Source organism: Sphingomonas sp. GW821-FHT10F11, from assembly GCF_058809095.1.
Genome location: NZ_JBXASH010000005.1, coordinates 236,275 through 261,133, shown reverse-complemented (window position 1 = coordinate 261,133; position 24,859 = coordinate 236,275). Strand labels below are relative to the sequence as shown.

Below are 24,859 nucleotides of genomic sequence, written 5' to 3'. Positions count from 1 at the left end.
GGCAAACCCATGCAACCCCGCTGTCGCAGGAAGGGATTTACCGGGTCGCGTCGGGGCGGAGAAATGCCCGTCGACCGGGATGCGACGGGTGCGATGAAACCGTCTTCGTCGCTTCAGAACCGATAGACCCCACCCGCCTCTGCCGCGACGAACCGGTCCGCCGGCACCTGCGCCGCGTCCAGCGCGGCGGCCAGCGCCTCGACCGGCGCGTCGCGGGGCTCGTCGGTGAGCTGGAAGGTGCCCCAATGGATGCCGAGAGCGTGGGCCGCGCCGACGTCCTGCAGGATGGCCACCGCTTCGGCCGGATTGGCGTGCTGATTGGCCATGAACCAGCGCGGCTCATAGGCGCCGATCGGGATCAGCGCGACATGGGGCGTGCCGTGGCGCGCGCGGATGTCGCGGAAGATCGCGCCGTCGCCGTACCCCGTGTCACCGGCGAACCAGACGGAACCGGCCGGGGTGTCGAGCCAGTGGCCCGCCCATAGGGCCATGCGCCGGTCGCCCAGGCCGCGCGCCGACCAGTGGTTGGCGCGGGTCAGGGTCGTGGCCAAGCCGGGCGCGAGTTCGATACGGTCGTGCCAGTCGCCGACAATGATGCGGGCGTCGGGCACCGCGCGCCGGACGATCGCGTCGTTGCCGAGCGGCATCGCCATCAGCGGCGCGTGGGCGGCGTGAAGCCGCCGCAGCGTGGCGAGATCGAGATGATCGTAATGATTGTGGCTGAGCAGCACGGCATGGATCGGCGGCAGATGCTCGAACGCGACGCCCGGTACGGTTACCCGCCCGGGGCCGGCGAAGGAGAAGGGGCTCGCCCGGTCGGACCAGACCGGATCGGTCAGCAGGTTCACGCCGCCGGCCTGGATCAGCAGGGTCGCGTGGCCGATCATGGTGATGGTCAGGCCATCCGGTGCCGGATCGGGGTGAACCTGTTCGACCGGCACCGTCGTTGGCCAGCGCGCCGGACGCTCGCCGAATTTCCAGCGCAGCAGCTCCGACAATGCGCGATCGGTGGCCGGCTGGCCGGGGTTGAAGAAACGGGTGCCGTCGAAATGGTCGCTGGACGGCGCGGCGAGGTAGCGGTTCTTCGGCATCGCCCCGCTTCTGACGCATCGCCGGGCGTGGCGCCAGCGCGATCCTGTCCCGCGCGGCATTGTTCTTAATGATAATGAAATTGACTCGCATTATAATCTTCCCTTACCGGCGGCGGCACATCACGTCAGCAAAGGATCCCGCCGAAATGAAGCCCTCCGTGCGCCATGCATTGCTTGCGACCGCCTTCAGCCTGTTGCTGCCGGCCGCCGCGCTGGCCGCCGGGCCGGGGGATGAGGACGGACAGGACAAGGGCGACATCGTCGTCACCGGAACGCTCGATACGCCGAGCGCCTCGGCCACCGGCCTGACGCTCACGCCGCGGGAGACGCCACAATCGGTGACGATCATCGACCGGGCGCGGATCAGCGATTTCGCGCTGACCAACGTCAACGACCTGCTGAACCAGGTGGTCGGCATCAATGTCGAGCGGGTCGAGACCGACCGTACCTATTTCAACTCCCGTGGCTTCGACATCACCAATTTCCAGGTCGACGGGATCGGCCTCCCTTTGTTGTGGGGCATCCAGTTCGGCGACCTGGATACCGCGCTGTTCGAGCGGGTCGAGGCGGTGCGCGGCGCCAACGCGATCATGACCGGGGTCGGCAACCCCTCCGCCACGATCAACTATGTCCGCAAGCGCCCGACCGATACGCTTCAGGCCAATCTGTCCGCGCAGCTCGGCTCGTGGGACCAGAAGCGGGTCGAGGCCGATGTCTCGGTGCCGATCACCGATACGCTCGCGGTGCGGGGGATCTTCGCGCATGAGGACCGCGATTCCTATCTCGATTACAATCATGTCGACCGGAACGTGTATGGCGCGCTGCTGAGCTGGGAAGCGACGCCGCGGCTGAAGGCGACGATCGGCTATAGCCGGCAGGACAATCTGGCGGACGGCGTGCTGTGGGGTGCGTTGCCGCTGACCTATACCGACGGCACGCGGATCGATTTCCCGGTTTCGGCCTCGACCTCGGCCGACTGGACCTATTGGGACACCCATGATCAGAGCGCGTTCGGCGAGCTCGCCTACAGCTTCGCGGGCGGCTGGTCGGTCAAGGGCGTGTTCACCTACAAGCGCTTCACCGAGGAATCGAAGCTGCTCTACGCCTATAACTATCCGGACAAGGCGACCGGGCTCGGCGTGGGCGGCATGTCCGGCATCTATCCATCGACCTATGACCAGTATCTCGGCGATTTCACCGCATCGGGTCCGGTCACGCTGTTCGGGCGCGAGCATGAACTCGCCTTTGGCGTATCGACCGCGCGCTCGGACGGGCTCGAATATGAGAATTTCTCGCCCGACCTGATCGGCTTCCCGGCGGTGCAGGACTGGGGCCGGGTCCAGGTCGCCGAGCCCACCTATCCCGGCGCCTATCTCGCCGCGGATTACAGCGACCGGCTGACCCGGGTGTACGGCGCTGCGCATCTCAACCTTGCCGACAATCTGAAGGCGGTGGTCGGCGCCAGCGCGATGTGGCTGAAATCGACCGGGACCTCCTACGGCACCGACCAGTCGCGCGACAACAGCGCGGTCAGCCCCTATGTCGGGGCGATCTTCGATCTGACGAAGAACGTCTCGCTCTATGCGAGCTATACCGACATCTTCAATCCGCAGGTCGAAACCGGCATCGACAAGCGCAAGCTCGATCCCGCGGCGGGCAGCAGCATCGAAGGTGGCATCAAGAGCCAGTGGTTCGGTGGGCGGCTCTATGCCACCGCATCGCTGTTCCGGGCGAGACAGAAGGGACTTGCCTCCGCGATCGGCAGCTATGGCGATGTGAACGGCCCGTGCCCGGACGGCCCGATCGGCGAAACCTGTTATGCCGGCGTCAATACGACATCGAAGGGCTTCGAGATCGAGGTCGCCGGCCGGATCACCGATCATTGGAGCCTGAGCGGCGGCTATACCGGGCTGAAGATCGAGGATGACAGCGGCAACAAGGTGCGGACCTATCTGCCGACCAGGACGCTGAAGCTCGCCACCAATTATGTCGTGCCCGAACTCAACGACCTGAAGCTCGGCGCGCAGCTTCGCTGGCAGAATGCGATCACCTATGCCGATGCCTATGTGCAGGATTATGGCGTGGTCACCGGCGACGTGATCCTGAAGCAGGAAGCCTATGCGGTGGTCGATCTGATGGCGGGCATACGCCTGATCGACCGGGTGCGCGCGACCGTCAATGTGCGCAACGTGACGGACAAGAAGTATCTCGGCAGCCTGATGTGGGGCCAGGCCTTCTACGCCGCCCCGCGCAGCGCGAGCATCACGTTCAGCTTCGCCTATTGATCCGGGGACCTTCGGCGCCGGCCATGCGGATGAAATGACCGCCGGACAGGCCGCGCAGCAGGGCGAGGCGGTATGTCGACTGGATCTCGGGCGCGTTCCAGTTCCCGGACGGCCAGTCGGCGATCAGGGCGCGCAGCATCGCGATGTCCAGCGGGCCCGAGCGATCGATCGCGGCGGCGATCAGGTCGAGTTCCGCTGCCGCTTCGTCACGGGCACCCGCGAGGCCTTCGTGCCAGTCGGCCGCCTGCAGGCCCTTGCGCGGTTCGGCGAGCACCGCGGCGGGCAGCCGATCGGTGAAGGCGGAACGGGCGATCGCGCGGGGGCGGCCGTCGCGCAGATATTCGGTCGCGGGGATCGAGAGGCATGTTTCGATCAGGCGGCGATCGGCGGTTGGATCGCGCATGTCGACGCCCCAGCCGGCGAGATAACCCTTGTTGTAATTACCCAGGTCGGTGCGTTGCAGTGCGTGGATGCGGGCGGCGACCGGATCGCGCGGCGGACGGTAGCTGAAATCGGTGCCGGTCTGCGCGGCGCGGGCGATGAGGGCTTCCGCGCGGGCGGGGTTCACGGCGCTGTACTCGCGGAGATCGAGGCGGCGCCCGCGGGCACGGTCGAGCCGGCGCCACAGGCCGACGGGGAGCCATGGGCCGAGCGCATGGGCGGCGCTGTTGCGCAGGGAGACGCCGTTGGCGCTGAGCTGCCGGGCGAGATGGGCGAGCTGGACGAGGCGGCCGCGGGCGAGAAGATCGGGCAGGGCGGAAAAGCCGATGAAGCTGAAGCTCATATTTCCCATCTGCCCGGTGAGCATGACCGTCACGCCCCGCTGCTTCGCCGCATCCATGATCGCGTCCAGCCAGACGCCGTTGCACAGGTTCAGCACCGGGCGGTCGAACAGCAGGACATTGCGGTCGAGCGCGGCGAGCGGGGACGTGCCGCCGGTGCGGACCAGCACATGCTCGATGGTCGGATGAAGCGCGGCCACGGCGGCGGCAAGGGGGCCTTCGTCGGCGACATGGTTGCGCGGAACGGCGCCGTCATAGCCGGCGCGGGGCACGGCGGTGAAGGCGGCGAGCCGCCCGCCGGGGGTGAGCAGGCGGGCGGCGGTGGCGGCGACCGCGCCGCTGTCCAGCCCGCCGCTGAGATGCGTGCCGGCGAGGGTGCCCGCGCCCCTGAGGCGGGCGGCGACCGCGCGGTCGAGTTGCTCGCGGACCGCTTCGTCATAGTCGGCGGCGGTGCGGAGTTCGAGGCGCGGTGGGGCGGGGTTCCAGTAGCGGCGGGTCGAAATGTCGGATGGGGTGGCGACGACGACATGACCGGGCGGGACGCGCTCGACGCCTTCGTAGAAGCTGCGCCCGCCGGTTTCGGGAAGCAGGGCGAGAAACTCGGCGACCATGTCCTGATCGGGCCGGGGCGGGACCTCGGGCAAGGCGTGCAGGCCCCTGGGCATCGAGGCGAAAGCGAAGAAGTCATTGCCGCGATGGAAATGGAGCGGACGCTGGCCGAGGAAATCGCGGGCGAGCAGCAGGCGCCGCGCAGTGCCGTCCCAGAAGGCGAAGGCGAAATCGCCGGCTAGCCGATCCACCGCGCCCTCGCCCCAGCGGACCAGCGCTGCCATCAGCACCGCCGAGTCCGATTGGCGGGCAAGATCGGGCTGGGGGAGGTTGAGGCTGCCCCAGAGATCCTCGCGGTTGTCGAGGCGGACGTCCGCAACAAGGGCGAAGCGGCCGTTTTCCAGGGTGACCGGGCCTAGATCGAAACCGTCCTCCGGCAGGGTCGCGAAGAGGTCGCGGCCCATTGCGAGCGCTCCGTTCGTCCAACTGACGGGCTTGCCGTTGCCGTAGAGACCCTGCGCGCGCAGCATCCGGTCGCAGGCACCGGACAGGTCCGGGCGGCCGGCAAAACGCAGCATGCCGGCGAGGGCGGTCATCGGAGGGGTGTGGGTAGGGGGAAGCTGCGCATCGGGATGGTGGTAGCGGGAGGAGTGCTACGCCGAAAGTCTCCCGTTCTTCCCCGGGGAAGAGCAAAAGAAAGCGCGCGAAAGCGTTCAGACCTGAGCGCTGGCCCAGCGCTCTGCCAGCACATGCGCCTTGGGATCGTCGACATCGATCCAGGTGATGCCGGTGCAGTCCGCCACACGGGCAAGGCCCTGGCCAGCCAGGTAACCGACGCCCGCGCTGAGCGAGGGCGCCTCGAAACGCTTCAGTGCCTCGAACAGCGCCGGGCCGATCGCGAAGACGCCGGTGTCGAAGCAATCGAACACGTCGATGCCCTTGCCGATCGCGACGATGGCGTCGCCGTTCGTCGCGACACGGGTGACGTCCTCCATATCGACCGCTTCCTGCTCGAGCAGCCGGTCGATGCCGAGGGTGAGGCCGCCCTGCGCACCGGTCTCGGCAAGCAGCCGGTAGAGTGCGGGATCGACCAGATGGTCGCACATGGCGAGCAGCGCCTCGCCGCCGCGCGTGGCGGCCTCGGCGGCGAGCACCGACACGCCGTTCGGCTTGCGATAGTCGGCCGACATCACCGTCTCGATCGTCACCGGCCAGTCGCGCGCGGCAAGGGCAGCGGTGATCGCATCGGCGCCATAGCCGAGCACGACGATGACCCGGCTGAGGCCAGCCGCGGCGAAGCCGGTGACGGCGTGTTCGAGCAGGGTCTTGCCCGCCACCACGCAGAGCGGCTTATAGGGTGCCATGGCCCGCAGCCGGCTGCCTTCGCCGGCTGCGAGCAGGATCGCTGTATCGATCACGCCGCGATGAATTCCTCGACGGCGGTCTGGGCGAGATCGTCGGTCATCTGCGTGCGCGGATGCTTGCAGAAATAGGCCGAGGCGCCGTCGATCGGGCCGCCCAGGCCGCGATCGAGCGCGAGCTTGGCGCAGCGGATCATGTCGATCGCGACACCCGCCGAGTTGGGGCTGTCCTCGACCGAGAGGCGCAGTTCCAGGTTCATCGGCACGCCGCCGAAGAGCTGGCCTTCCATGCGCAGGAAGCAGATCTTGTTGTCGTTCTGCCACGCGACATAGTCGGACGGGCCGACATGGATATTCTCGTCCTCGAGCCGCTCGGCCGCGACCGATTGGACGGCCTCGGTCTTCGACACCTTCTTGGAGGCGAGGCGCTTGCGGTTCGACATGTTGAGGAAGTCGGTATTGCCGCCGGTGTTGAGCTGATAGGTGCGATCCAGCTTCACGCCGCGCTTGGCGAACAGGTCGGTCAGCACGCGGTGGACGATGGTCGCGCCGAGCTGCGCCTTGATGTCGTCGCCGATGATCGGCACGTTCGCATCGCTGAAGCGCTTCGCCCATTCCGGGTTGCTGGCGATGAACACCGGGATGTTGTTGACGAAGGCGACGCCCGCCTCGAGCGCGCATTCGGCGTAGAATTCGCTGGCTTCCTGCGATCCGACGGGCAGGTAGTTCATCAGCACGTCGGTGCCCGACGCCTTCAGCTCGGCGACGACTTCCTCACGGGTCGGCTCGGCGGCGTCGGCGATGATGAAGGTGCGGTCGTCGGCATAATTCTCCATATGCTCGGCAACCCCGTCCAGGATCTTGCCCATCTTCACCTTGGTGCCGGTCGGCTTGACCACCGGCGAGAAGATCGCGGTGCAATTGGGCTTGGCGAAGATCGCCTCGGCCACGTCGCGGCCGACCTTGCGCTTGTCGACGTCCCAGGCGGCGACGACCTGGATATCGCTCGGACGATAGCCGCCAAGTTCCCAGTGCATCAGGCCGACCGTGTCGTTGGCGCCGTCCCGATAATGCTCCAGGCCCTGCACCAGCGAGCTTGCGCAGTTGCCTACGCCCACCAGGGCGATCCGAATGCTGTTCATGGTCGATTGATATCCTTGGAGTGAAATGAAAATAAGGGAGCGGCAGCCACGCGCGCGGTTGCCGAGAACTGACGCACCATAACGGCCTCGATATGGCGGTGCCAGCCGATCCCGATAGCGGTAACGAGGAACAGGGGCACGAGCTCGAACCACCAGAACCAGCGGGGATCGCCGGAGAGGCAGGCGAGGAAGATCGCATAGACGCGCACATTGGCGGTCAACAGGATCATCAACCGCATCGGCCCCGCCGCCCGTGCCGCATAGGCCGTGGCGAGCTGCGGGGCGAGGCTGCGGTCCTCGAACAGGGCGTCGAAGCGGATCGAGGCACGGTCGATCGCGGTGGCGATCCAGTCATAGATGCGGACCACGATATTGCCCGACCCCGGAACCACCGGCCCGCGCGCCAGCCCGCGCGCGCGGCGGTGGAAGCGGGCGCGTTCGCCCTCATAGAGGCTCGACTGGACGATATGGGCGGCCCCGGCGCCCAGGGCCCAGGCCCAGCCTTCGCCGGTGCCGATCGTGGTGGCGATGACGACATAGATCAGAATGAACACGCCGTGATCGCACACGCCGTCGAGGATGCGGCCGATCGCGCTGGCGGTATTGGTCGCGCGGGCGACCATACCGTCGAGTCCATCGGCGATCAGCCAGCAGATCGAGAGAGCGAGACCGACCAGGGCGAATCGCCAGTCATGCCATTGGGCATAAGCGGCGGCGGCCATGATCCCGAAACAGAGCCCCGCCACCGAGACCAGATTGGCGGAGACGCGGTGCTTCACCGCCCAGGGCAAAAGGGCGCGCCCGGCAGGGTGAATGATCCAGAGGTTGGTAGGATCCTCTATCCGGCGATCCCGCGACCCGTCCGGTGGAGGCGTTGTCATGCGCACGTCATATATTCGTCAGGACGCCGAAGTCCAAAGAATGTTAATCTAGTACAGGAAATTCGCGCCAGACCGTTGCACCGGAATGTGCCGGATCGGGAGGCAAAAGCGGTATTCCGCTGCCGCCTCATAGGGATTCCCGCCAAAATGGCGGGATCGATCCCGCAATGGCCGCTGGCTCTCGCATTATGTCCCCCCAAATCTCGATCCCCCTTCGTCGCCGCGACTCGGTGACGTTCAAGCCGCTTCGGCCGCGATCCTGCGCAGCGCCTGTTCGAACGCCTCGGGCGGCTGGCCGCCTGAGATGAGGTAGCGATCGTCGATGACGATGGCCGGCACCGCGCTGATGCCGCGCGACTGCCAGAGTTGCTCGGTGCGGCGCACTTCCTCAGCAAATTGGCCCGACGTCAGAACCTCGCGCGCAGCTTCCGGATCGAGGCCGGCTCTTTCCGCAGCGGCGACGAGCACGTCATGGTTCGACGGATCCTGCTGGTCGGTGAAATAGGCCTGGAACAGCGCGTGCTTGAGTGCGGCCTGATGGCCCTCGATCTCGGCCCAGTGGAGCAGGCGGTGGGCGTCGAAGGTATTGTAGATGCGGCTCTGGTCGGTGCCGCGCATGGCGAAGCCGAGTTCGGCCGCGCGGGCGCGGATCATCTCGCGATTGGCGGCGGACTGTTCCGGCGTCGAGCCGTATTTCTGGGCGACATGCTCGACGATGTTCTGGCCCTCTGGCGGCATGGCAGGATTGAGTTCGAACGGCTGGAAAGTGATGTGCGCGTCGACCGCGTCACTGGTCTTTGCCAGCGCTTCCTCGAGCCCGCGCAGCCCGATGATGCACCAGGGGCACGAGACGTCGGAGACGAAATCGATCTTCATCGGACGGGGCATCGGGATCCTCATCAAGCGGCGACACCGCTCATATGAGGAGCCGGGACGGGAATTCCAATGACGGGCGAAGAGGAGCCGTTCAGCTCGCCTTGCGTAGCGCCGCGACCTGTTTCGGGGTCACCTTCGATGGTTTCGATCCGAAGCGGGCGGTGACGTAGTTCGCCACGGCGGCGATCTCCGCGTCGCTATAGGCATGGCCGAAGGCAGGCATCACCATGTCGCCCTGTGCCGTCACGCGCCGAGCACCGAGGATCACCACCTGCGCGACGTTGGTCGCGCCGGGATCGTTGACCGCGCTCGAGCCGTTAAGCGTGGCGAGGCCTGTGAGCGCACCATTGCCGTTCCACGCATGGCAGCCGATACAGGCGCCCTCGAAGATCTTCTTGCCGAGCGGGGCAGCCTCGTCGGCGACGGCGAGGCGATGGCCGGCCGGTGCCGGGCCTGGGGCCGGATGGGGCTGGTCGGGCGTCGAGACGGCGGGGATGCTGCGGAGATAGACGACCATCGCGGCGATGTCCGACGGGGTCAGGTGGCGCAGGCTGAGATCGACCGCTTCGCCCATCGGGCCAGTGGCGGTGCCGCGGCCGGGCGCGTGGCCTTGCGAGAGATATTGCGCGAGCTCGGCATCGCTCCAGTCGCCGACGCCGGTCGCCTTGTCCGCGGTGATGTTGAACGCGCGCCAGCCGGCGGCGACGGCGCCGGCATATTTGCGGCGATTGTCGAGCGCCTGCATCAGGTTGCGCGGCGTGTGGCATTCACCGCAATGCGCCAGCGCCTCGGTGAGATAGGCACCACGGTTCCATTGGGGGCTGCGATTGGTGTTCGGTTCGAAGCGGCGGTTCGGGTTGAACAGGCCACCCCAGATCGACATCAGCCAGCGCTGGTTGAACGGGAAGGAGAAGGTGAGTCCGGGCCGCTGCTGCTTCACCGGCGCAAGCGTGGCGAGATAGGTGCGGATCGCCAGTGCATCGGCATCGGTCATCCAGGTGTAGGCGCTATAGGGCATTGCCGGATAGAGATGCGCCTTGGGGCCCTTGCCCTCGCGCAGCGCGGCGAGGAACTGCGCATCGGTCCAGCCGCCGATCCCGGTCGCCTTGTCGGGGGTGATGTTGGGCGACCAGATCGTGCCGAAGGGCAGCTTGAACGGCAGGCCGCCGGCAAAGGGCACGCCGCCCTTGGCGGTGTGGCAGGCCTGGCAATCGGCGGCGAGCGCCAGATATTTGCCGCGCGCGACCGGATCGGCCGAGGCGAAATCGGCGGGTACGCCGGTGACCGCCGGACCGCGATATTCCGCGAGCGACACGCGGTGCCCGCCGGCGAAATCCATCGCGCCCGGGCCGAAGGCGATCCAGGCGAAGACCCCCGCGCCCACCACTGCGATGGCGGCGATAACGCTCAGTACGATGCGACGACGGCTCATGCTTCTTTCCTCCCGGCCAGCACGTCGCGGTCGATCGGCAGGCGGCGTAGCCGCTTGCCGGTGGCGGCGAAGATGGCGTTGGCGAGCGGCGCCATTGCCGCGACCGTGCCGGCCTCGCCGATGCCGCCGGGCGCCTCGCCGCTGCGCATGATGTGCACCTCGATCGGCGGGGTCTCGTTCATGCGGAGCATGCGGTAATCGTGGAAATTGCTCTGCTGCACCCGGCCCTTTTCGATGGTGATCTCGCCGTGCAACGCGGCGGTCAGGCCGAAGATCAGTCCGCCCTGGAGCTGCGCGATGATCGTGTCCGGATTCACCGCGATGCCGGTGTCGACGACGCAGACCATCCGGCGGAGCGTGACCTCGCCGTCCTCGGACACGCCTGCTTCGGCGACGGTGGCGATCCAGCTGGCAAAGGCGGGCTGCACCGCGACGCCCCGGCCGACGCGCGGGGGCAGGGGGGTGCCCCAACCCGATTTCCGCGCGGCGACGCGGAGCGCGGCCTGGAGGCGGGGCGCCTTGCCGAGCATGTTCATGCGGAACTGGACCGGGTCGATACCCGCCTTGTGCGCCAGTTCGTCGATGAAGCTTTCGATGACGAAGACGTTATGCGCCGGGCCGACGCCGCGCCAGAAGCCGGTCGGCACCGCGGGCGGCTCCTCGCGGACGAAGTCCACTCTGAAATTGGGGATGTCGTACGGCATGTCCTGGGCGCAATCGACTGCGTCGAAATCATGGCCGCCGACAAAGGCCGGCGGCAGCCAGCGCGCCAGCACCGACGATCCGGTGATGACATGGTGCCAGGCGCTGATCCTGCCATCCTCGAGCGTCGCGCTCAGCCGGTCGTGCCAGGCGGGGCGATAGACGTCGTGCTGGATGTCCTCCTCGCGGCTCCACACGACTTTCACCGGCGCGTCGACCCGCTGCGCGATGCGCACTGCCTTTTCGACCTGGTCGACCTCGAGCCGCCGGCCGAAGCCGCCGCCGAGCAGATGGTTGTGTACGATCACCTTGTCGAGCGGCAGGCCGGTGATCTTGGCGGCGGCGGCCTGGGCGCGGCTCATCACCTGGATGCCGGTCCAGACCTCGCACCCGCCGGGCGTGACATGGACGGTGCAGTTCATCGGCTCCATCGGCGCATGAGCGAGGAAGGGCACGTCATAGGTGACCGCGATCGGATCCTTGCCGAGCGCCTTGGTGACATCGCCGATATTCTTGGCGTTGACGCCGGGGCGCTGGCTGGCCTTGACCAGATCGGCGCGGACCTGGGCGGTGTCGACGCCGGCGTTGGCGCCTTCGATCCAGGTGATGTTCAGCGCCGCGAGGCCCCGCAGCGCGGCCCACATATGATCGCCGACCACCGCGACCAAATCGTCCAGCACCACAACCTGCCTAAAGCCGGGCACGGCTTTGGCAGCGCTGTCGTCGACATGTCCGACCGTGCCGCCGAACACGGGGGAATGCGCGAAAGTGGCGAACTTCACGCCCGGGGGCATCGCGTCGATGCCGTATTTCGCCTGGCCGTTGACCTTTTCGGGCGTGTCGAGCCGGCGGAGCGGCTTACCGATCAGGCGGAAGTCCTTCGGGTCCTTGATTGGCGGATCGGCGGGGGGCTTCAGCCCCGCGGCGCGACCGGTAAGGGCGCCATAGCCGATGCGGCGGCCAGTCGGGTCATGGATCACCTCGCCCGCTTCTGTGCGGCAGCTCGCCGGATCGACCTTCCAGCCGGCGGCGGCGGCCTGGACCAGGATAGCGCGGGTGCCCGCGGCGGCCTTGCGCAAGGGCAGCCAGAAAGCGCGGATCGAATTGGAATTGCCGGTCGCCTGCAGGCCGAACGCCGGATTGCCGTACAGCGCGTCGCTCGGCGGGGCATGTTCATAAGCCACCTGGCGCCAGTCCGCGTCGAGTTCCTCGGCGAGGATCATCGAGATCGAGGTATAGACGCCCTGGCCCATCTCGACCTGCGGCATCATCAGAGTGACCTTGCCGGCGGGGTCGATGCGGATGAATGCGTTGGGCGCGAAACCCGGCGTCGCCGCGTCCGCGACGATCCCGGGGGCGATGAAACCGACGAGAAGACCGCCGCCTACCGCCGCGCCGATCTGGAGCAGGTTGCGGCGGGAGAGGGCGGGTCCGGCTGGCGAAGGGGCGGTGAGGACGGACATTGGCAGGGACCTTGAAGGAGCGGGGAAGCGCGAAGGTCGGTCGATGTCAGGGCGTGGCGGCGGCTTTGATCGCCTCGCGGATGCGGACATAGGTGCCGCAACGGCAGATATTGCCAGACATGGCGGCGTCGATATCGGCGTCATCGGGTTTGGGGGTGGCGGCGAGCAAAGCGGCGGCCGCCATGATCTGGCCCGACTGGCAATAGCCGCACTGGATGACTTCATGATCGAGCCAGGCGCGCTGTACGCGCGCGCCGGCTGAGGTTTCGCCGATCGCCTCGATCGTGGTGATGGCGCGGTTGCCGAGCGCGCCGACCGGGAGCTGGCAGGAGCGCAAGGGGGCTCCATCGACATGCACGGTGCAGGCGCCGCATTGCGCGATGCCGCAGCCGAACTTGGTACCGGTGAGGCCGAGTATGTCGCGCAACACCCAGAGCAGGGGCATGTCCGCCGGGACATCAACATCATGCGCCGCGCCGTTGACCGTCAGCTTGAGCATATCGCCCCCTTGTCGCCGACCCTGGCCGGCCATCGGTGCCGCCAGCGATGTGCTGGGCGACGCGCAGGCGATGCGCCTGCCTACGGTCTCGGCGCTACGTCCGTATCCGGGACCGCGTCCATCATACCATCGGATGGAGTGTGGAAAAAGGCGCCCTCTGCGGCCCCGCGTCAAACCTCGCACCAAACCTTGGCATGATGGTGCAGAGATGACAGATTTGTCATGTAATCGAGGGCTCAATGCCATGACGAAGATGAAATAGCCGCCATCTGACGACGACGACTTCTCCGGGAACCCCATGAACCTGACCCCGATCTTCTATGACGCTTCTGGTCGCCGGCGCCGGCGCTTCGCATTTGCGGTCGGAGCGTTCGTGGCGCTGGTGCTGCTGTCCTTCGCGGCACTGGCGCTGTCGATCGGGGCCGTGCCGCGCGCGCCGTTGTTGCCGGTCGATGCCGAGCACCCCGCGCTGATCCGCCTGCCGCCGCCGCACGAGCCACTGCTGAAGCGGGCGCGGCACGGCTTCACGCATTATGCCCGGCTGCTGACTGGCCGGCCGGCACGCGGCGTACGCGAGAATGCGCCGATCGCGATCGGCTTCCATGTGCCCTGGGACGAATCGAGCGCCGCGTCGCTGCGCCGGCATATCGAGGATCTCGACTGGCTGATCCCCGGCTGGGTTTCCGTGACGGGCGCCGACCACCGCATCACCGTCTTCCGCGACCAGGCGGGACGCGCGATCCTCAACCGCGCGCCGCACCGGCCGCTTCTGCTGCCGATGATCCAGAATGCGATCCAGGGCAATTGGGACGGCAAGGGCATGGCGGCGCTGCTCGACAGCCCGATGCAGCGCCGGGCGTTGCTCGACAAGCTCGAGCCCTGGCTCGCGGCGAACCAGGCCGGCGGCGCCTTTTTCGATTTCGAGGAACTGCCGCCCAGCGCCCAGCCCGATTACCGCGCCTTTCTGCGCGAGGCCAAGGCGCGGTTCGGGCGGCATGGCTGGATCGTCGCGATCGCGGTGCCGGTCGGCGAGGATTCGGGCTGGGACGTGAAATCCTATGCCGCGATCGTCGATCGCGTGTTCCTGATGGCGTATGACGAGCATGAGCTGGGCGGCGAGGCCGGGCCGATCGCGTCGCAAGCCTGGTTCGAACAGGCAGTCGCGCGTGCGTCGCGGGGTGTGGCGCCGTCCAAGCTGGTCGTGGCGATCGGCAATTACGGCTATGACTGGCACGGCAAGGGCGGCGATCCGCTGGCGATCGACGAAGGCTGGCAGGCGGCGCGGGAATCGAGCGCGATGCCGGTGTTCGACCGGGCGAGCGGCAATAGCGGTTTCGCCTATGAGGAAGGCACCGAGCGGCACGTCGTGTGGATGCTCGACGCGGCGTCGGCCTATAACCAGATGCGTTTCCTGTCGCGTGCCGGGATCGGCGCGGTGGCGGTGTGGCGGCTCGGTTCGGAGGATCCGGGTCTGTGGTCGATCTTCGGGCGCACGCATCGCACGCTGCCGGCGCCCTCGGCGATCGATGCGATCCCGGCGGGCACCGATGTCGATATCGAGGGCAGCGGCGAGATATTGAAGATCGCGGGCGTGCCGGTGGAAGGCATAAGGCATGCGGTGGCAGCGAAGGACGGATCGCTCGCGACGGTCGATTTCGTCCGGCTGCCCTCGCCCTATGTCGTGGCGCGGACCGGATACCGGCCGGGCGAGGTGGCGCTGACCTTCGATGACGGGCCTGACCCGGAATGGACCCCGCGCATCCTCGACATCCTGAAGCGCGAGCATGTGCCCGCGACCTTCTTCATCATCGGCGAGAATGCGCTGACCGAGCGGCCGCTGCTCGAACGCATGGTGGCCGAGGGGCATGAGGTGGGCAGCCACACCTATACCCATCCCAATCTGGCCGGCGCGACCGACAGCGAGACGGCGTTCCAGCTCAACACCACGCAACGGCTGTTCCAGGCCTTTACCGGGCGATCGCTGCGGCTGTTCCGCGCGCCCTATTTCGGGGACGCCGAGCCGACCACGGCCGACGAAATCGAGCCCGCCCTGCAGGCGCAGAACCGGGGCTATACCTCGGTCGGGCTGCACGTCGATCCGGGCGATTGGAAACGGCCGGGCGTGCAGACGATCATCGACCTGACCGTTGCGGGGGTGGAGGCATCCAATGTCGAGCGGAGCGGCAATATCGTGCTGCTGCACGATGCGGGCGGCAACCGCGCGCAGACCGTCGCGGCGCTGCCGGTGATCATCGAGACGCTGCGGGCCAAGGGGTACAAGTTCGTGCCCGTCTCGACCCTGGCGGGAATCCCGCGCGACGTGGCCATGCCGGTCATCTCCGAGAGCGACCGGGTGGCGGCGGAGACCGACCTTTTCATCTTCGGCGCGATCGGCGCGACCATCACCGCGCTGGGCTGGATCTTCCTGTTCGCGATCAGCATCGGCATTTTGCGGGCGGTCACGCTGTCGGCGCTGGCGCTGATCCAGGCACGGCGCGAGGGGCGGACGATCTTTCCGGCGATCGATCCCAATCGCTTCGTCACGGTGATGATCCCGGCGTTCAACGAGGAGACGGTGATCGTGCGCGCGGTGCACGGCGTGCTGGCGAGCGTCGACGTGCGGATCGAAGTGATCGTGATCGACGACGGCTCGAGCGACCGCACCAGCGCGGTGGTGACCGAAGCCTTTGCCGACGAGCCCCGCGTCCGGCTGCTGACCCTGCAGAATGGCGGCAAGGCGCGGGCGCTGAACGAAGGGCTGAAGCTGGCGACGGGCGAGATCGTCATTGCGCTCGATGCCGATACGCAGTTCGAGCCGCGCACCATCTCGCGGCTGGCGCGCTGGTTCGTCGATCCGGCGCTCGGCGCGGTGGCGGGCAATGCCAAGGTCGGCAACCGGGTGAACCTCGTCACCAAATGGCAGGCGCTGGAATATATCACCGCGCAGAATCTGGAGCGGCGCGCACTGGCCCGGCTCGATGCGATGACGGTGGTGCCCGGCGCGGTCGGGGCATGGCGGCTGTCAGCGATCCAGAGTGTCGGCGGCTATCCCGACGATACGCTGGCCGAGGACCAGGACCTGACCATCGCGATCCAGCGTGCCGGCTGGAAGGTCAACTATGATCAATATGCCGTCGCCTGGACGGAGAGTCCGGAAAGCTTTGCCGGGCTGGCCAAGCAGCGCTTCCGTTGGGCCTACGGCACCCTGCAATGCCTGTGGAAGCACCGCGCGGTGATGGCCCGTGGGAAGCCGAAGGGGCTGGCGCGGGTCGGCCTGCCCCAGGCGATCGTGTTCCAGATCGTGCTTGCGGCGATCTCGCCGATCATCGATCTCGCGCTGATCCTCAGCTTCGTCATGACCTGGATCTCGGTCGAGGCGCATGGCTGGGCGCAGACTCAGCATGATGTCGAGAAGATGCTGATCTACTGGCTGGTCTTTACCGCGATCGACCTGCTCGCGGCGGTGATCGCCTTCGCGCTGGAGCGGCGCGAGAAATGGAGCCTGTTGTGGCTGCTGATCCCGCAGCGCATCGGGTACCGGCAGGTGATGTATTATGTCGTGCTGAAGGCGATCGCCCAGGCGCTGCGGGGCCCGCGCGTCGGATGGGGCAAGCTGGCACGGACGGGGCGGGTGACGGCGAACTGAAGCCTTCGTTTCGTACCCGTTCCGATCCACTTTTTTTCTTCCGCTGTTATGTTGGATTTTAGCGGTATTTTTTGCGTGAGATATCAGTGCTTTGGGGCATGTTTTCCCTGTTACGGCATAACAGCGGAAAAACTTGCTCAAAACGCGATAAAATGACGTTGTTTTACCGCTGATCCGCGGCAGAAATGCCCCTCATATTCGACCGACAATGAGAAGGAGCGGGGCGGCGCGCCGACTGCGCCGCCGGGCTCGTACCCAGCATTGTTCGTGCCGATGTTGAATCGAACAGATCAGATTTAACGCTCGCCGCCCTAGAAGAAGACGGTCGCGTCCGTGAAGCCATAGCGGGTGTTGCCCGTTTGGGGCGCATTGGGCGCGTCCTTCATGAAGCGGCCCTTGAAGAGGATCTCGCCCCCGGCGCCGAGTTGCAGCCGGTCGGGGATCAGCCAGTAGCGCACCCGCGTGTCGAGATGCGTGCCGACATAATGGCCGGCCGCACCGGAGGGGTCGCGCACGCCGGAATTGCCGAAGCTGTCGGTCGCGGTGGCGAGCCAGATCGGGCGCAGGTTGAAATGCATATCGAGCCGCGCGTTCGGCTTCGCCTCGATCCGTGCCGAGACGGTCGCGATGTTCGAGCGGATGATCAGCGAATAGAGGCCGGACGGGGTGAACTCATAGGCCGGGTCGCCGATCAGCCCATCGAAGCGGCTGAAGCTGCCCCCCGCTTTGTCGCCGGTCATATAGTCGGCATTGAACGACAGGCGCGGCGACCAGGCCGCCTTGAAGCTCCAGCCCAAAGCGCCATGGAACATCCAGGCCGAGACGCGGTGATTGGTGATGTCGCTTGCGGCCGCGCTGAGTCGGGTGGTGCCGGTCTGCCACGCACCTTCCATGTCATAGTCGAGGGTACCGGTCCTGGGCGCGCGAGAGAGGCGGATGCCCGAGGTCAACAGGCGGCGATTGCGGGTGGCGAAACCAGGCGCGTCGGTCTCGACGAAGCGATAGCTGTAAAGCTCGGCCGTGCCGCCCATCACCCCGGCCTTGGTGCCGATCGCGCCGAACAGCTGGCGATCGATCCGTTCCTCGTCCAGTTCGAAACGGTTGTTGTGCACCCCTGCCGAATCCTCCGGCACGCGGGTTTGCGGCATCGTCCAGAAGCCGGTCAGCTTGTCGCCTGCCTTGTTCTTCCAGTCGAGCCGGGCGCCGGTGAAGCTGTTGAAGTCGTTGCGGTTGATCGGCCGGGCGACGAGGCGCCGCGAGCCGAGGTCCATGGTGAAACGCCCGGCCTGGACGGCGAGGCCGGCGCCGAGATCGGCGGCGACATAGGCCTGGATCGGTTCGAGCGCGTCGACTTCATTGGCGCTGATCGAGCTGTGCCTGCGCTCGAAATAGACGCGGGAATCGAGGATCTCGAGGCCGAGCCTAATCGGCCCCTTCGCATAGGTGGCGGAGATGTCGGTGCGGAACAGCAAGGCGGCATCGTCGGCCGGAAGGCCGGTGCGATACTGGCCGTCGATCGCCTCGGCGCGCATGCGGATATTGGCGTCGAGCGTGAAGTTGCCGTCCTCGGCATGAGCCAGACCGCCTATGCCCAGCGATAATGTGGCCGCCAGGCAGCCGATCCTCTTCCTCACAGGCTTCCCCGGCCGATGGTGTGGGGCGTGCGCTAGGCTATAGAGGAGAGAATCGCCAGAGAAATTGTATACAATGATGGGACGGTCTGGATGAAACACCTGGTTCGCATGCTCCTCGCGTTGCTGGTGTTGACGGCCGGGCCGGCATGGACCGCCGCCGCCCCACCTGCCCGTGCGCCTTTGGTGCTGGCGGCCGCGTCGCTGCAGGAATCGATGACCGCCGCGGCCGATGCCTGGGCGCGCAAGGGGCATCCGAAACCGGTGATCTCCTTTGCCGCCTCCTCGGCGCTGGCGCGGCAGGTCGAGGCGGGGGCGGCGGCCGATCTGTTCGTGTCGGCCGATGAGGAATGGATGGATGCGCTGGCGGCGAAGGGGCTGATCGTGCCCGCGACGCGGGCCGACTTTCTGGGCAACCGGCTGGTGATCGTCGCATCCGCCGGGAGCCGGGTGACCATCCCGCTGGCGCGCGGGCCGCTGGCTCGCGTGCTTGGCGCGGGTCCGCTGGCAATGGCCGATACGGAGAGCGTGCCGGCGGGCAAATATGGCAAGGCTGCGTTGACGAAGCTCGGCGTGTGGGACGCGGTCAGCCCGAGCGTGGTGCGCGCCGAGAATGTGCGCGCGGCGCTGGCGCTGGTCGAGCGCGGGGCGGCGCCGCTGGGGATCGTTTATGCGACCGATGCCAGGGCGTCGGCGAAGGTGCGAATCGCAGGCGTGTTCCCGGCGTCGTCGCATCCGCCGATCACCTATCCGATCGCGCGATTGAAGGCCTCGGCCAATCCGGAAGGCGAGGTGTTCCGGCGCTTCCTCGTGTCGCGCGAGGGCAAGGCGATCTTCGTGCGGTTCGGCTTTTCGGCGCGATAGGAATATGAAGCCCGTCCGTCATGCCGGACTTGTTCCTGCATCCATGTCACCACAAGCGGCAGCGCCCGTGGATCGATGGACCCCGGAACAAGTCCGGGGCGACGCTGTGGGTCGGGGAGCGCGCGCGCATGCTCAGCCCTGACGAATGGACCATCGTGCTGCTGTCGCTGAAGGTCGGCGCGGTGGCGATGGTGGTGACCCTGCCGATCGCCTTTGCGCTCGCCTGGGTGCTGGCGCGCTGGCGGTTTCCGGGCAAGGTGCTGCTCGATGCGTTGATCCACCTGCCGCTGGTCGTGCCGCCGGTGGTGACGGGCTGGCTGTTGTTGATCGCCTTTGCGCCGGGCGGGCCGATCGGCGGCTGGCTGATGAGCTGGTTCGGGGTGTCGGTGCTGTTTCGCTGGACCGGTGCCGCGATCGCGGCCGGGGTGATGGCGCTGCCGCTGATGGTGCGCGCGATGCGGCTGTCGATCGAGGCGGTCGACCGGCGGCTCGAGGGTGCGGCACGCACCTTGGGGGCCGGGCCCGGCCGTGTATTCCGTACAATCACCCTGCCGCTGAGCGTGCCTGGCATCCTGGCCGGCGCCGTGCTCGGCTTCGCGCGGTCGATCGGCGAGTTCGGCGCGACCATCACCTTCGTCTCCAACGTGCCCGGCCAGACCCAGACCTTGCCGCTCGCCATCTATTCGGCGCTCCAGCAGCCCGGCGGCGAGGCGATGGTGTGGCGGCTGTCGGCGATCTCGGTCGCGCTGTCGCTGGCCGCGCTGATCGCGTCCGAACTGCTCGCGCGGCGGGCGGGGAGGGGGCTTCATGTCCTTTGACATCGCCTTGACGAAACGGCTCGGCGACGTGGATATCTCGGCCGAGTTCGTTGCCGGGGAGGGGGCGACCGTGCTGTTCGGGCCGTCGGGCGTGGGCAAGACCAGCGTGCTCAACATGATCGCCGGGCTTCTGGTGCCGGATGCCGGGCATGTTCGGGTCGATGGCGAGACGCTGTTCGATGCGGCGGCCGGTATCGACCTGCCGCCGGAGCGCCGGCGCGGCGGCTATGTGTTCCAGGAACCGCGGCTGTTCCCGCATCTGAGGGTGCGGGCCAATCTGTTGTTCGGCGCGCCGGATGAAACGGCGATCGGCGATGCCCTTTCGTTCCTTGGCATCGATGCGCTGCTCGATCGCTGGCCCCGGACGCTGTCGGGCGGCGAGGCACGGAGGGTGGCGATCGGGCGGGCGTTGCTGAGCGCGCCGCGGTTTCTGCTGCTCGACGAGCCGCTGTCGTCGCTTGACCGGCCGCGGCGCGAGGAAGTGATGCGCGCGATCGAGCATATCCGCGACCGGATGAAGATGCCGATCCTGATGGTCACGCACGACCCGGAGGAAGCGGAGCGCATCGGGACGCGGATCGTTCAGCTATAGCGGCGTCCGATAGCGGACAGCGACTGTCCGGCACCGATCATTCCTGTCCGAATCCTGAATGGGCAAGGGTGCCTATAATTGGCGTAAATGGCCAAACTCTTGGACAATCTGGTTCGTATCGTACTATTATGTAGTGTTAAGTCATTGATTCTACGTAACGCCGCTGTTTGGCATGGGTAATGCAGTAGTACAGTTGCGGGTAGCAAATCCCGCCTGTGTTACTGCCCCATGGAGGACCCTGAGATGACCCGTTCGACCCTGACCCGCCCTGCTTTCGCTATCGCTGCCTTTGCGATGCTCGCGACCGCCGCCGTCCCGTCGATGGCCAGCGCCCGCGGCAACACCAGCACCAACGGCAACGCCCAGCCGACGACCACGGAGCAGGCGCCCAAGAAGATCTGCCTCTCGCCGACTGTCACCGGCGATCCCACGGTGACCGGCTCGATGCTCGCCAAGCGCTCCTGCCGCACCAAGGCGGAATGGGAAGCCAAGGGCGTGGTCTTCGGCACGAAGTAAGCGCTCCGGCCCAACAGGGCCGAGCCCAACCAAGAGCCGCCGCCCGGTCGACCGGACGGCGGCTCTTTCGTGTCCGGCCGGCGAGTTCCGTCAGAAGCTGATCTTCACCTCGCCGCCGATGATGCGGGGCTCGTTGATCATGCCGGTCAGGTTGTTGAAGTCGATCGCGCTGATGCTGCGGATCTGATTGGTGATGTTGCGCGCAAAGGCGCCCACTTCAAACCCGCTGTCCGTCTTGTAGGCGATCTTCAGGCCGCCTTCGAGCAGCGAACGGCCACGGAACTCGACCGCTTCGTAGAGGAAATAGTTGATGCTGCTGCGGTATGCCCAGTCGGTATAGACATAGACCTCGCCATTGCCGACCGGCACGCCGTAGCGCGCAGTGACGTTGGCGACCCAGCGTGGCGCCTGGGGCAGGTCGTTGCCGTCGATCGTGGCGAGGCCTCCGGAGACCGGGTCGAGCATCGTGCAGGCCGAGCCACACTGTCCGACGCGAATATTAGGATCGCGGATCTCGGTGAAGTTGTAGCTGCCGCTGGCCGTAAGCGTCAGCTGAGGCACAGGCCGAGCTTCAAATTCCGCCTCGACGCCGTAGCCGACCGCATGATCCGCATTGAGCAGCCGTGCGGTGTTGTTGAGCCCACCGACGGCGGTGAGCTGCAGATCGTTGGTGCGCGACCAATAGGCATCGAGGGCAAAGCGCACCGTATTGTTCAACAGCGCGCCTTTGATGCCGCCTTCGCCCGAGATCGTCGTCTGCTTCTTGGCGCTTGTCTGCTGGCTACCGAAGGTCACGCGATCCTGGATAGCCGGGCCCTGATAGCCCGTCGCCACCCGTGCGTAGAGGTTGACGTCGGGGTTGACTGCGTAGGTCGCGCTCACATCCCAGGTGAAGTCGCCGTCGCTGACCGCCAGGCGCGACGGCAAGGTGGTACCGAACAGATTGGGCGAATAGCCCGAAATGCGGTCGTCGCGCTTGTCGTGCGAATAGCGGCCGCCGGCGCGCAGAGTCAGTGCGTCGGTCGCCTTGTATTCGACCGAGGCGAAGATGCCGTAATTCTCGTTCGTGTTGTCGTGGAAGATGTTCTGATTATTGTCCGCCGCGCGCGATCCGGTCGCCGGGAAGGCATAGTTGAATTCGTTGTAGCGCAGCTTCTGGTGGAAATAATAGACGCCGCCCTGGGCGCTGAAGCCGCCGAAATTCTCGGTCGCGAAGCGCAGTTCCTGGCTGAATTCCTCGGGACGGGTGATGCCACCGGTGTTGGAGGGGAACAGCGCGTTGTTCAGCCCGAGCGCGGGGAAGACGTAATTGTTGCCGCCGTCGATATCGCCGGTGCTCTCGACATTGGCCTTTTCGAACGCGGTGATCGAATAGAGCGTGCCGACCCCGTCGAAATGATAATCGAGGTGAAGGTTGGTGCCCCATTGGCTCATCGACTGGCTGGTATAGCCGTCGAGCGCGACCTTGCTCTTGTCGAAGCCGGGCGAGAAATCATTGCTGCCCTGCTTGAACAGGCCGGCGCGGAAGACGCGCGGCGTGCCTTCCAGATCGCGCACATGGAAATTGACCAGCGCGTTGAAATCGCCGCTCGAATAGCCGAGCAGGAAGCGCGCGGCGGCGTCGCGATAGCCTTCGAGCTTCTTGTCGGCGACGCCGGTGGCCGAGGTGTTGGTCACCCAGTCGTCGCGCCGCTGGAGCAGGCCTGCTGCGCGGAACGAGAAGCCGCCACCGAGCGGACCGCCGACCGCGCCCTCCAGATTGACTGTGTTATAGGTCGCCCAGGACCCGCTGGCATAGCCCGACAGCGTGTCGCCGCCCGGCTTGGTCGATTCGAGCTTCACCACACCCGCCGGGGTGTTGCGGCCGAACAGCGTGCCCTGCGGACCGCGCAGCACCTGGACGTTCGCCAGATCGAAGATCGGGAAGGATTTGAGCATCGGGCTTTCAAGCGCGACATCGTCATAGACGACCGACACCGGCTGGGCCGCGTTGGGATCGAAATCGGTATTGCCGAGGCCGCGGATATAGAAACGCGGGAAGGTGCGGCCGAACGAGGATTCGATCTGCAGGCTGGGGGTGCGCGAGGAGAGGAGGCGGACATCCTGGCCGCCCGAATTGAGCACGTCGAGCTTCTCGCCGCTGATCGCGGTGACGGCGACGGGCACGTCCTTGCTCGATTCGGCCCGGCGTGTCGCGGTGACGACGATATCCGGTATGCCCTGGGTATCGGACGCCTGGGCCGGTTCGTCGGCGACGGGCGCGGGGGTTTCCGCCAAGGCTGGCGCGGCGGCGAGGGTCATGGCGAGAAGTGAGGCGCCCGCGGCAAGCGAGCGGACGGAAGCGGTGACGCGAAAGGCCCTGGAAAACATCGATATCCCCTATTTTATGGGGCACCCGCTCCCTGAGATCCCGCGAGTCCCGGAATTCACGCGAAATCGTAACATAGCCGCAATGCGCGGCAAGACGGGCTACAGCCGATCCGGCACTTCTTGGGTGGGGCGTTGCTTCAATGTCGCAGTGGCCGCCGGTAGAGCGCCCGCATCGCCGCCTCCATCGCGGCGCGATCGATCGAGAGCACGACCTTCTGCGCCTGTTCGCCGAGATGCGGGCGATAGGCCTGGGTCCAGGACAGGGTGTCGCCGTAACTCGCCCCCTGGCCGGTATCGAAATCGACATAGAGCGTGTCGGCGCGCGTCACGATCTCCGGGTTGAGCCACACCATCGCCGCGATCTCGTCCCACATCGGATAGCCGGGTTCGAGCGCGGTCTGGAGCATGTCGGTGAGCGGCGTCCTCGCATCCTTCAGGCTGGTCAGGAAGGCGCGCGTCCACTGCGTCCCGGTTGAGGGATCGACCGGGATCATGGTGATCTTCGGCCAGGGCGCATGAGCGACGATGCGCGCGGCTTCCGGATCCCAGCGGATGTTGAATTCCCGGCGGGGCGTGTTGACGAACTCGCGGGCGAACTGTTCGGCCGACGGGCCGTCGAGTAGCTGATGGGGCAGCAGGCTGCCGCCCATATAGACCAGCTCCTTCACGTTTGCGGCGAAGCCTGGGTCGAGGCTCTGCGCGATCGCGATGTTGGTCATCGGGCCGGTCGCGAACAGCGTGATCTGGTGCGGATGCGCGCGCACCATGCGGACGAGGAAGGCGGCGGCGATCTCGGAGGAGGCTTTGGTCGTCGGATTGCCGATCGGGAGGGCGGGCACGACTTCGGGCGAGGGATTGCCCGGATGGCTCTGCACGGTGTCGCCGGGCCAATAGTCCGTCCAGGGGCCCTTGAAGACGAGGCGGCCGTACAATCCCTCCCACCGCTTGGTCGCCTCCTGGTTGTTGAGCAGCGGATAGGTCGCGCCGGGGACGACGGGGATGTCGGTGCGATGGAGGATCTCGAGCGTGCGCAGCCCATAGGCGGTCGCCGTGTCGCGCCACACCGATCCGCTGGTGGTGGTGATGCCGAGCACCTCGACGTCGGGCGCCTGGAGCAGGAGCGTGGGCACGCCGTTCAGGCCGATCAGGTCGTCGTCGATCAGGACGAGGCGCCTGCCTGGTGCGGATTGGGCCGGCGCGGTCTGGGCGAGCGTCGGGGCGCCGGGAAGCAAGGCGAGGGCGGCAAGGCAAAGGATGAGAAGGCAGCGCACGGCAAGGCCCCTGATGCGAGAGTAGCGATGTCTCTCCCGGTCCGGCGCCTGTGGCGCTTCTGGCATCAAGCATCGCCGCGCCCGGGGC

At 66.7% G+C, this 24,859-nt stretch carries 18 protein-coding genes; 6 read left to right on the top strand and 12 right to left on the bottom strand.

The features are described from left to right. Nucleotides 1–113 precede the first annotated feature (113 nt). Nucleotides 114–1,091 (bottom strand): MBL fold metallo-hydrolase, encoded by a 978-nt coding sequence (locus AC1RT8_RS16450; RefSeq protein ID WP_493076730.1) that lies wholly within the window; start codon nucleotides 1,089–1,091, stop codon nucleotides 114–116. Between the two features lie 146 nt (nucleotides 1,092–1,237). On the opposite strand from AC1RT8_RS16450, the gene AC1RT8_RS16445 reads away from it, so the two are divergent. Continuing rightward, nucleotides 1,238–3,376, top strand: coding sequence for a TonB-dependent siderophore receptor (locus tag AC1RT8_RS16445; RefSeq protein WP_493076729.1), 2,139 nt, complete (start codon nucleotides 1,238–1,240; stop codon nucleotides 3,374–3,376). Here AC1RT8_RS16445 and AC1RT8_RS16440 read toward each other — a convergent pair. The 8 genes from AC1RT8_RS16440 to AC1RT8_RS16405 form a co-directional block, all read right to left on the bottom strand. Further along, on the bottom strand, nucleotides 3,360–5,303 hold the full coding sequence (locus tag AC1RT8_RS16440) for an asparagine synthetase B family protein (protein WP_493076728.1): 1,944 nt from the start codon (nucleotides 5,301–5,303) through the stop codon (nucleotides 3,360–3,362). The two genes, AC1RT8_RS16445 and AC1RT8_RS16440, sit on opposite strands and share 17 nt — an antisense overlap. 117 nt (nucleotides 5,304–5,420) lie before the next feature. Next, complete coding sequence (locus tag AC1RT8_RS16435; RefSeq protein ID WP_493076727.1) at nucleotides 5,421–6,125, bottom strand: NTP transferase domain-containing protein; 705 nt, start codon at nucleotides 6,123–6,125, stop codon at nucleotides 5,421–5,423. Then, nucleotides 6,122–7,210, bottom strand: a complete 1,089-nt coding sequence (locus AC1RT8_RS16430; protein WP_493076726.1) for an inositol-3-phosphate synthase — start codon at nucleotides 7,208–7,210, stop codon at nucleotides 6,122–6,124. The genes AC1RT8_RS16435 and AC1RT8_RS16430 overlap by 4 nt, the downstream gene beginning before the upstream one ends. Then, on the bottom strand, nucleotides 7,207–7,989 hold the full coding sequence (locus tag AC1RT8_RS16425; RefSeq protein ID WP_493076725.1) for a CDP-alcohol phosphatidyltransferase family protein: 783 nt from the start codon (nucleotides 7,987–7,989) through the stop codon (nucleotides 7,207–7,209). Before AC1RT8_RS16425 ends, AC1RT8_RS16430 begins: the two co-directional genes overlap by 4 nt. Nucleotides 7,990–8,328: 339 nt before the next feature. After that, on the bottom strand, nucleotides 8,329–8,979 hold the full coding sequence (locus tag AC1RT8_RS16420; protein WP_493076724.1) for a DsbA family oxidoreductase: 651 nt from the start codon (nucleotides 8,977–8,979) through the stop codon (nucleotides 8,329–8,331). 79 nt (nucleotides 8,980–9,058) lie between these two features. Next, nucleotides 9,059–10,399 (bottom strand): c-type cytochrome, encoded by a 1,341-nt coding sequence (locus AC1RT8_RS16415; protein WP_493076723.1) that lies wholly within the window; start codon nucleotides 10,397–10,399, stop codon nucleotides 9,059–9,061. Next, complete coding sequence (locus AC1RT8_RS16410; protein WP_493076722.1) at nucleotides 10,396–12,564, bottom strand: xanthine dehydrogenase family protein molybdopterin-binding subunit; 2,169 nt, start codon at nucleotides 12,562–12,564, stop codon at nucleotides 10,396–10,398. The genes AC1RT8_RS16415 and AC1RT8_RS16410 overlap by 4 nt, the downstream gene beginning before the upstream one ends. 46 nt (nucleotides 12,565–12,610) lie before the next feature. After that, a complete protein-coding gene (locus AC1RT8_RS16405) occupies nucleotides 12,611–13,063 on the bottom strand; it encodes a (2Fe-2S)-binding protein (RefSeq protein WP_493076721.1) in 453 nt (150 codons plus the stop codon). Nucleotides 13,064–13,361: 298 nt separating this feature from the next. Between AC1RT8_RS16405 and AC1RT8_RS16400 the strand changes: the two genes are divergently transcribed. Further along, nucleotides 13,362–16,709 carry a glycosyltransferase gene (locus tag AC1RT8_RS16400; protein ID WP_493076720.1) on the top strand — a complete coding sequence of 1,116 codons (3,348 nt, stop codon included), beginning with the start codon at nucleotides 13,362–13,364 and terminating at the stop codon, nucleotides 16,707–16,709. A gap of 311 nt (nucleotides 16,710–17,020) precedes the next feature. Here the strand turns inward: AC1RT8_RS16400 and AC1RT8_RS16395 are convergent, their stop codons facing one another. Beyond that, the gene (locus AC1RT8_RS16395; protein ID WP_493076719.1) at nucleotides 17,021–18,343 is read right to left on the bottom strand and encodes an alginate export family protein; all 1,323 of its coding nucleotides are present in this window, start codon (nucleotides 18,341–18,343) and stop codon (nucleotides 17,021–17,023) included. A gap of 90 nt (nucleotides 18,344–18,433) precedes the next feature. On the opposite strand from AC1RT8_RS16395, the gene modA reads away from it, so the two are divergent. From modA to AC1RT8_RS16375, 4 genes are all read left to right on the top strand, one after another. Beyond that, nucleotides 18,434–19,204, top strand: a complete 771-nt coding sequence (gene modA, locus AC1RT8_RS16390; protein WP_493076718.1) for a molybdate ABC transporter substrate-binding protein — start codon at nucleotides 18,434–18,436, stop codon at nucleotides 19,202–19,204. A gap of 128 nt (nucleotides 19,205–19,332) precedes the next feature. Further along, nucleotides 19,333–20,022, top strand: a complete 690-nt coding sequence (gene modB / locus AC1RT8_RS16385; protein WP_493076717.1) for a molybdate ABC transporter permease subunit — start codon at nucleotides 19,333–19,335, stop codon at nucleotides 20,020–20,022. Beyond that, the gene (locus tag AC1RT8_RS16380) at nucleotides 20,012–20,614 is read left to right on the top strand and encodes an ATP-binding cassette domain-containing protein (protein ID WP_493076716.1); all 603 of its coding nucleotides are present in this window, start codon (nucleotides 20,012–20,014) and stop codon (nucleotides 20,612–20,614) included. Before modB ends, AC1RT8_RS16380 begins: the two co-directional genes overlap by 11 nt. A gap of 243 nt (nucleotides 20,615–20,857) precedes the next feature. Then, nucleotides 20,858–21,130 carry a hypothetical protein gene (locus tag AC1RT8_RS16375; protein ID WP_493076715.1) on the top strand — a complete coding sequence of 91 codons (273 nt, stop codon included), beginning with the start codon at nucleotides 20,858–20,860 and terminating at the stop codon, nucleotides 21,128–21,130. A gap of 90 nt (nucleotides 21,131–21,220) precedes the next feature. On the opposite strand, the gene AC1RT8_RS16370 is transcribed toward AC1RT8_RS16375, so the two are convergent. Continuing rightward, a complete protein-coding gene (locus AC1RT8_RS16370) occupies nucleotides 21,221–23,431 on the bottom strand; it encodes a TonB-dependent receptor (RefSeq protein ID WP_493076714.1) in 2,211 nt (736 codons plus the stop codon). 206 nt (nucleotides 23,432–23,637) lie between these two features. Next, on the bottom strand, nucleotides 23,638–24,771 hold the full coding sequence (locus AC1RT8_RS16365; protein ID WP_493076713.1) for a nucleoside hydrolase: 1,134 nt from the start codon (nucleotides 24,769–24,771) through the stop codon (nucleotides 23,638–23,640). Nucleotides 24,772–24,859 lie beyond the last annotated feature (88 nt).

Bases quoted from the DNA above. Each gene is read 5' to 3' on its own strand.
- AC1RT8_RS16440 (WP_493076728.1), bottom strand. From the start codon at position 5,303: ATGACCGCCCTCGCCGGCATGCTGCGTTTTGCCGGCCGCCCGGACCTG.
- modB (WP_493076717.1), top strand. From the start codon at position 19,333: ATGCTCAGCCCTGACGAATGGACCATCGTGCTGCTGTCGCTGAAGGTC.
- AC1RT8_RS16370 (WP_493076714.1), bottom strand. From the start codon at position 23,431: ATGACCCTCGCCGCCGCGCCAGCCTTGGCGGAAACCCCCGCGCCCGTC.
- AC1RT8_RS16405 (WP_493076721.1), bottom strand. From the start codon at position 13,063: ATGCTCAAGCTGACGGTCAACGGCGCGGCGCATGATGTTGATGTCCCG.
- modA (WP_493076718.1), top strand. From the start codon at position 18,434: ATGAAACACCTGGTTCGCATGCTCCTCGCGTTGCTGGTGTTGACGGCC.
- AC1RT8_RS16420 (WP_493076724.1), bottom strand. From the start codon at position 8,979: ATGCCCCGTCCGATGAAGATCGATTTCGTCTCCGACGTCTCGTGCCCC.
- AC1RT8_RS16375 (WP_493076715.1), top strand. From the start codon at position 20,858: ATGACCCGTTCGACCCTGACCCGCCCTGCTTTCGCTATCGCTGCCTTT.
- AC1RT8_RS16450 (WP_493076730.1), bottom strand. From the start codon at position 1,091: ATGCCGAAGAACCGCTACCTCGCCGCGCCGTCCAGCGACCATTTCGAC.
- AC1RT8_RS16430 (WP_493076726.1), bottom strand. From the start codon at position 7,210: ATGAACAGCATTCGGATCGCCCTGGTGGGCGTAGGCAACTGCGCAAGC.
- AC1RT8_RS16415 (WP_493076723.1), bottom strand. From the start codon at position 10,399: ATGAGCCGTCGTCGCATCGTACTGAGCGTTATCGCCGCCATCGCAGTG.
- AC1RT8_RS16380 (WP_493076716.1), top strand. From the start codon at position 20,012: ATGTCCTTTGACATCGCCTTGACGAAACGGCTCGGCGACGTGGATATC.
- AC1RT8_RS16445 (WP_493076729.1), top strand. From the start codon at position 1,238: ATGAAGCCCTCCGTGCGCCATGCATTGCTTGCGACCGCCTTCAGCCTG.
- AC1RT8_RS16410 (WP_493076722.1), bottom strand. From the start codon at position 12,564: ATGTCCGTCCTCACCGCCCCTTCGCCAGCCGGACCCGCCCTCTCCCGC.
- AC1RT8_RS16400 (WP_493076720.1), top strand. From the start codon at position 13,362: ATGAACCTGACCCCGATCTTCTATGACGCTTCTGGTCGCCGGCGCCGG.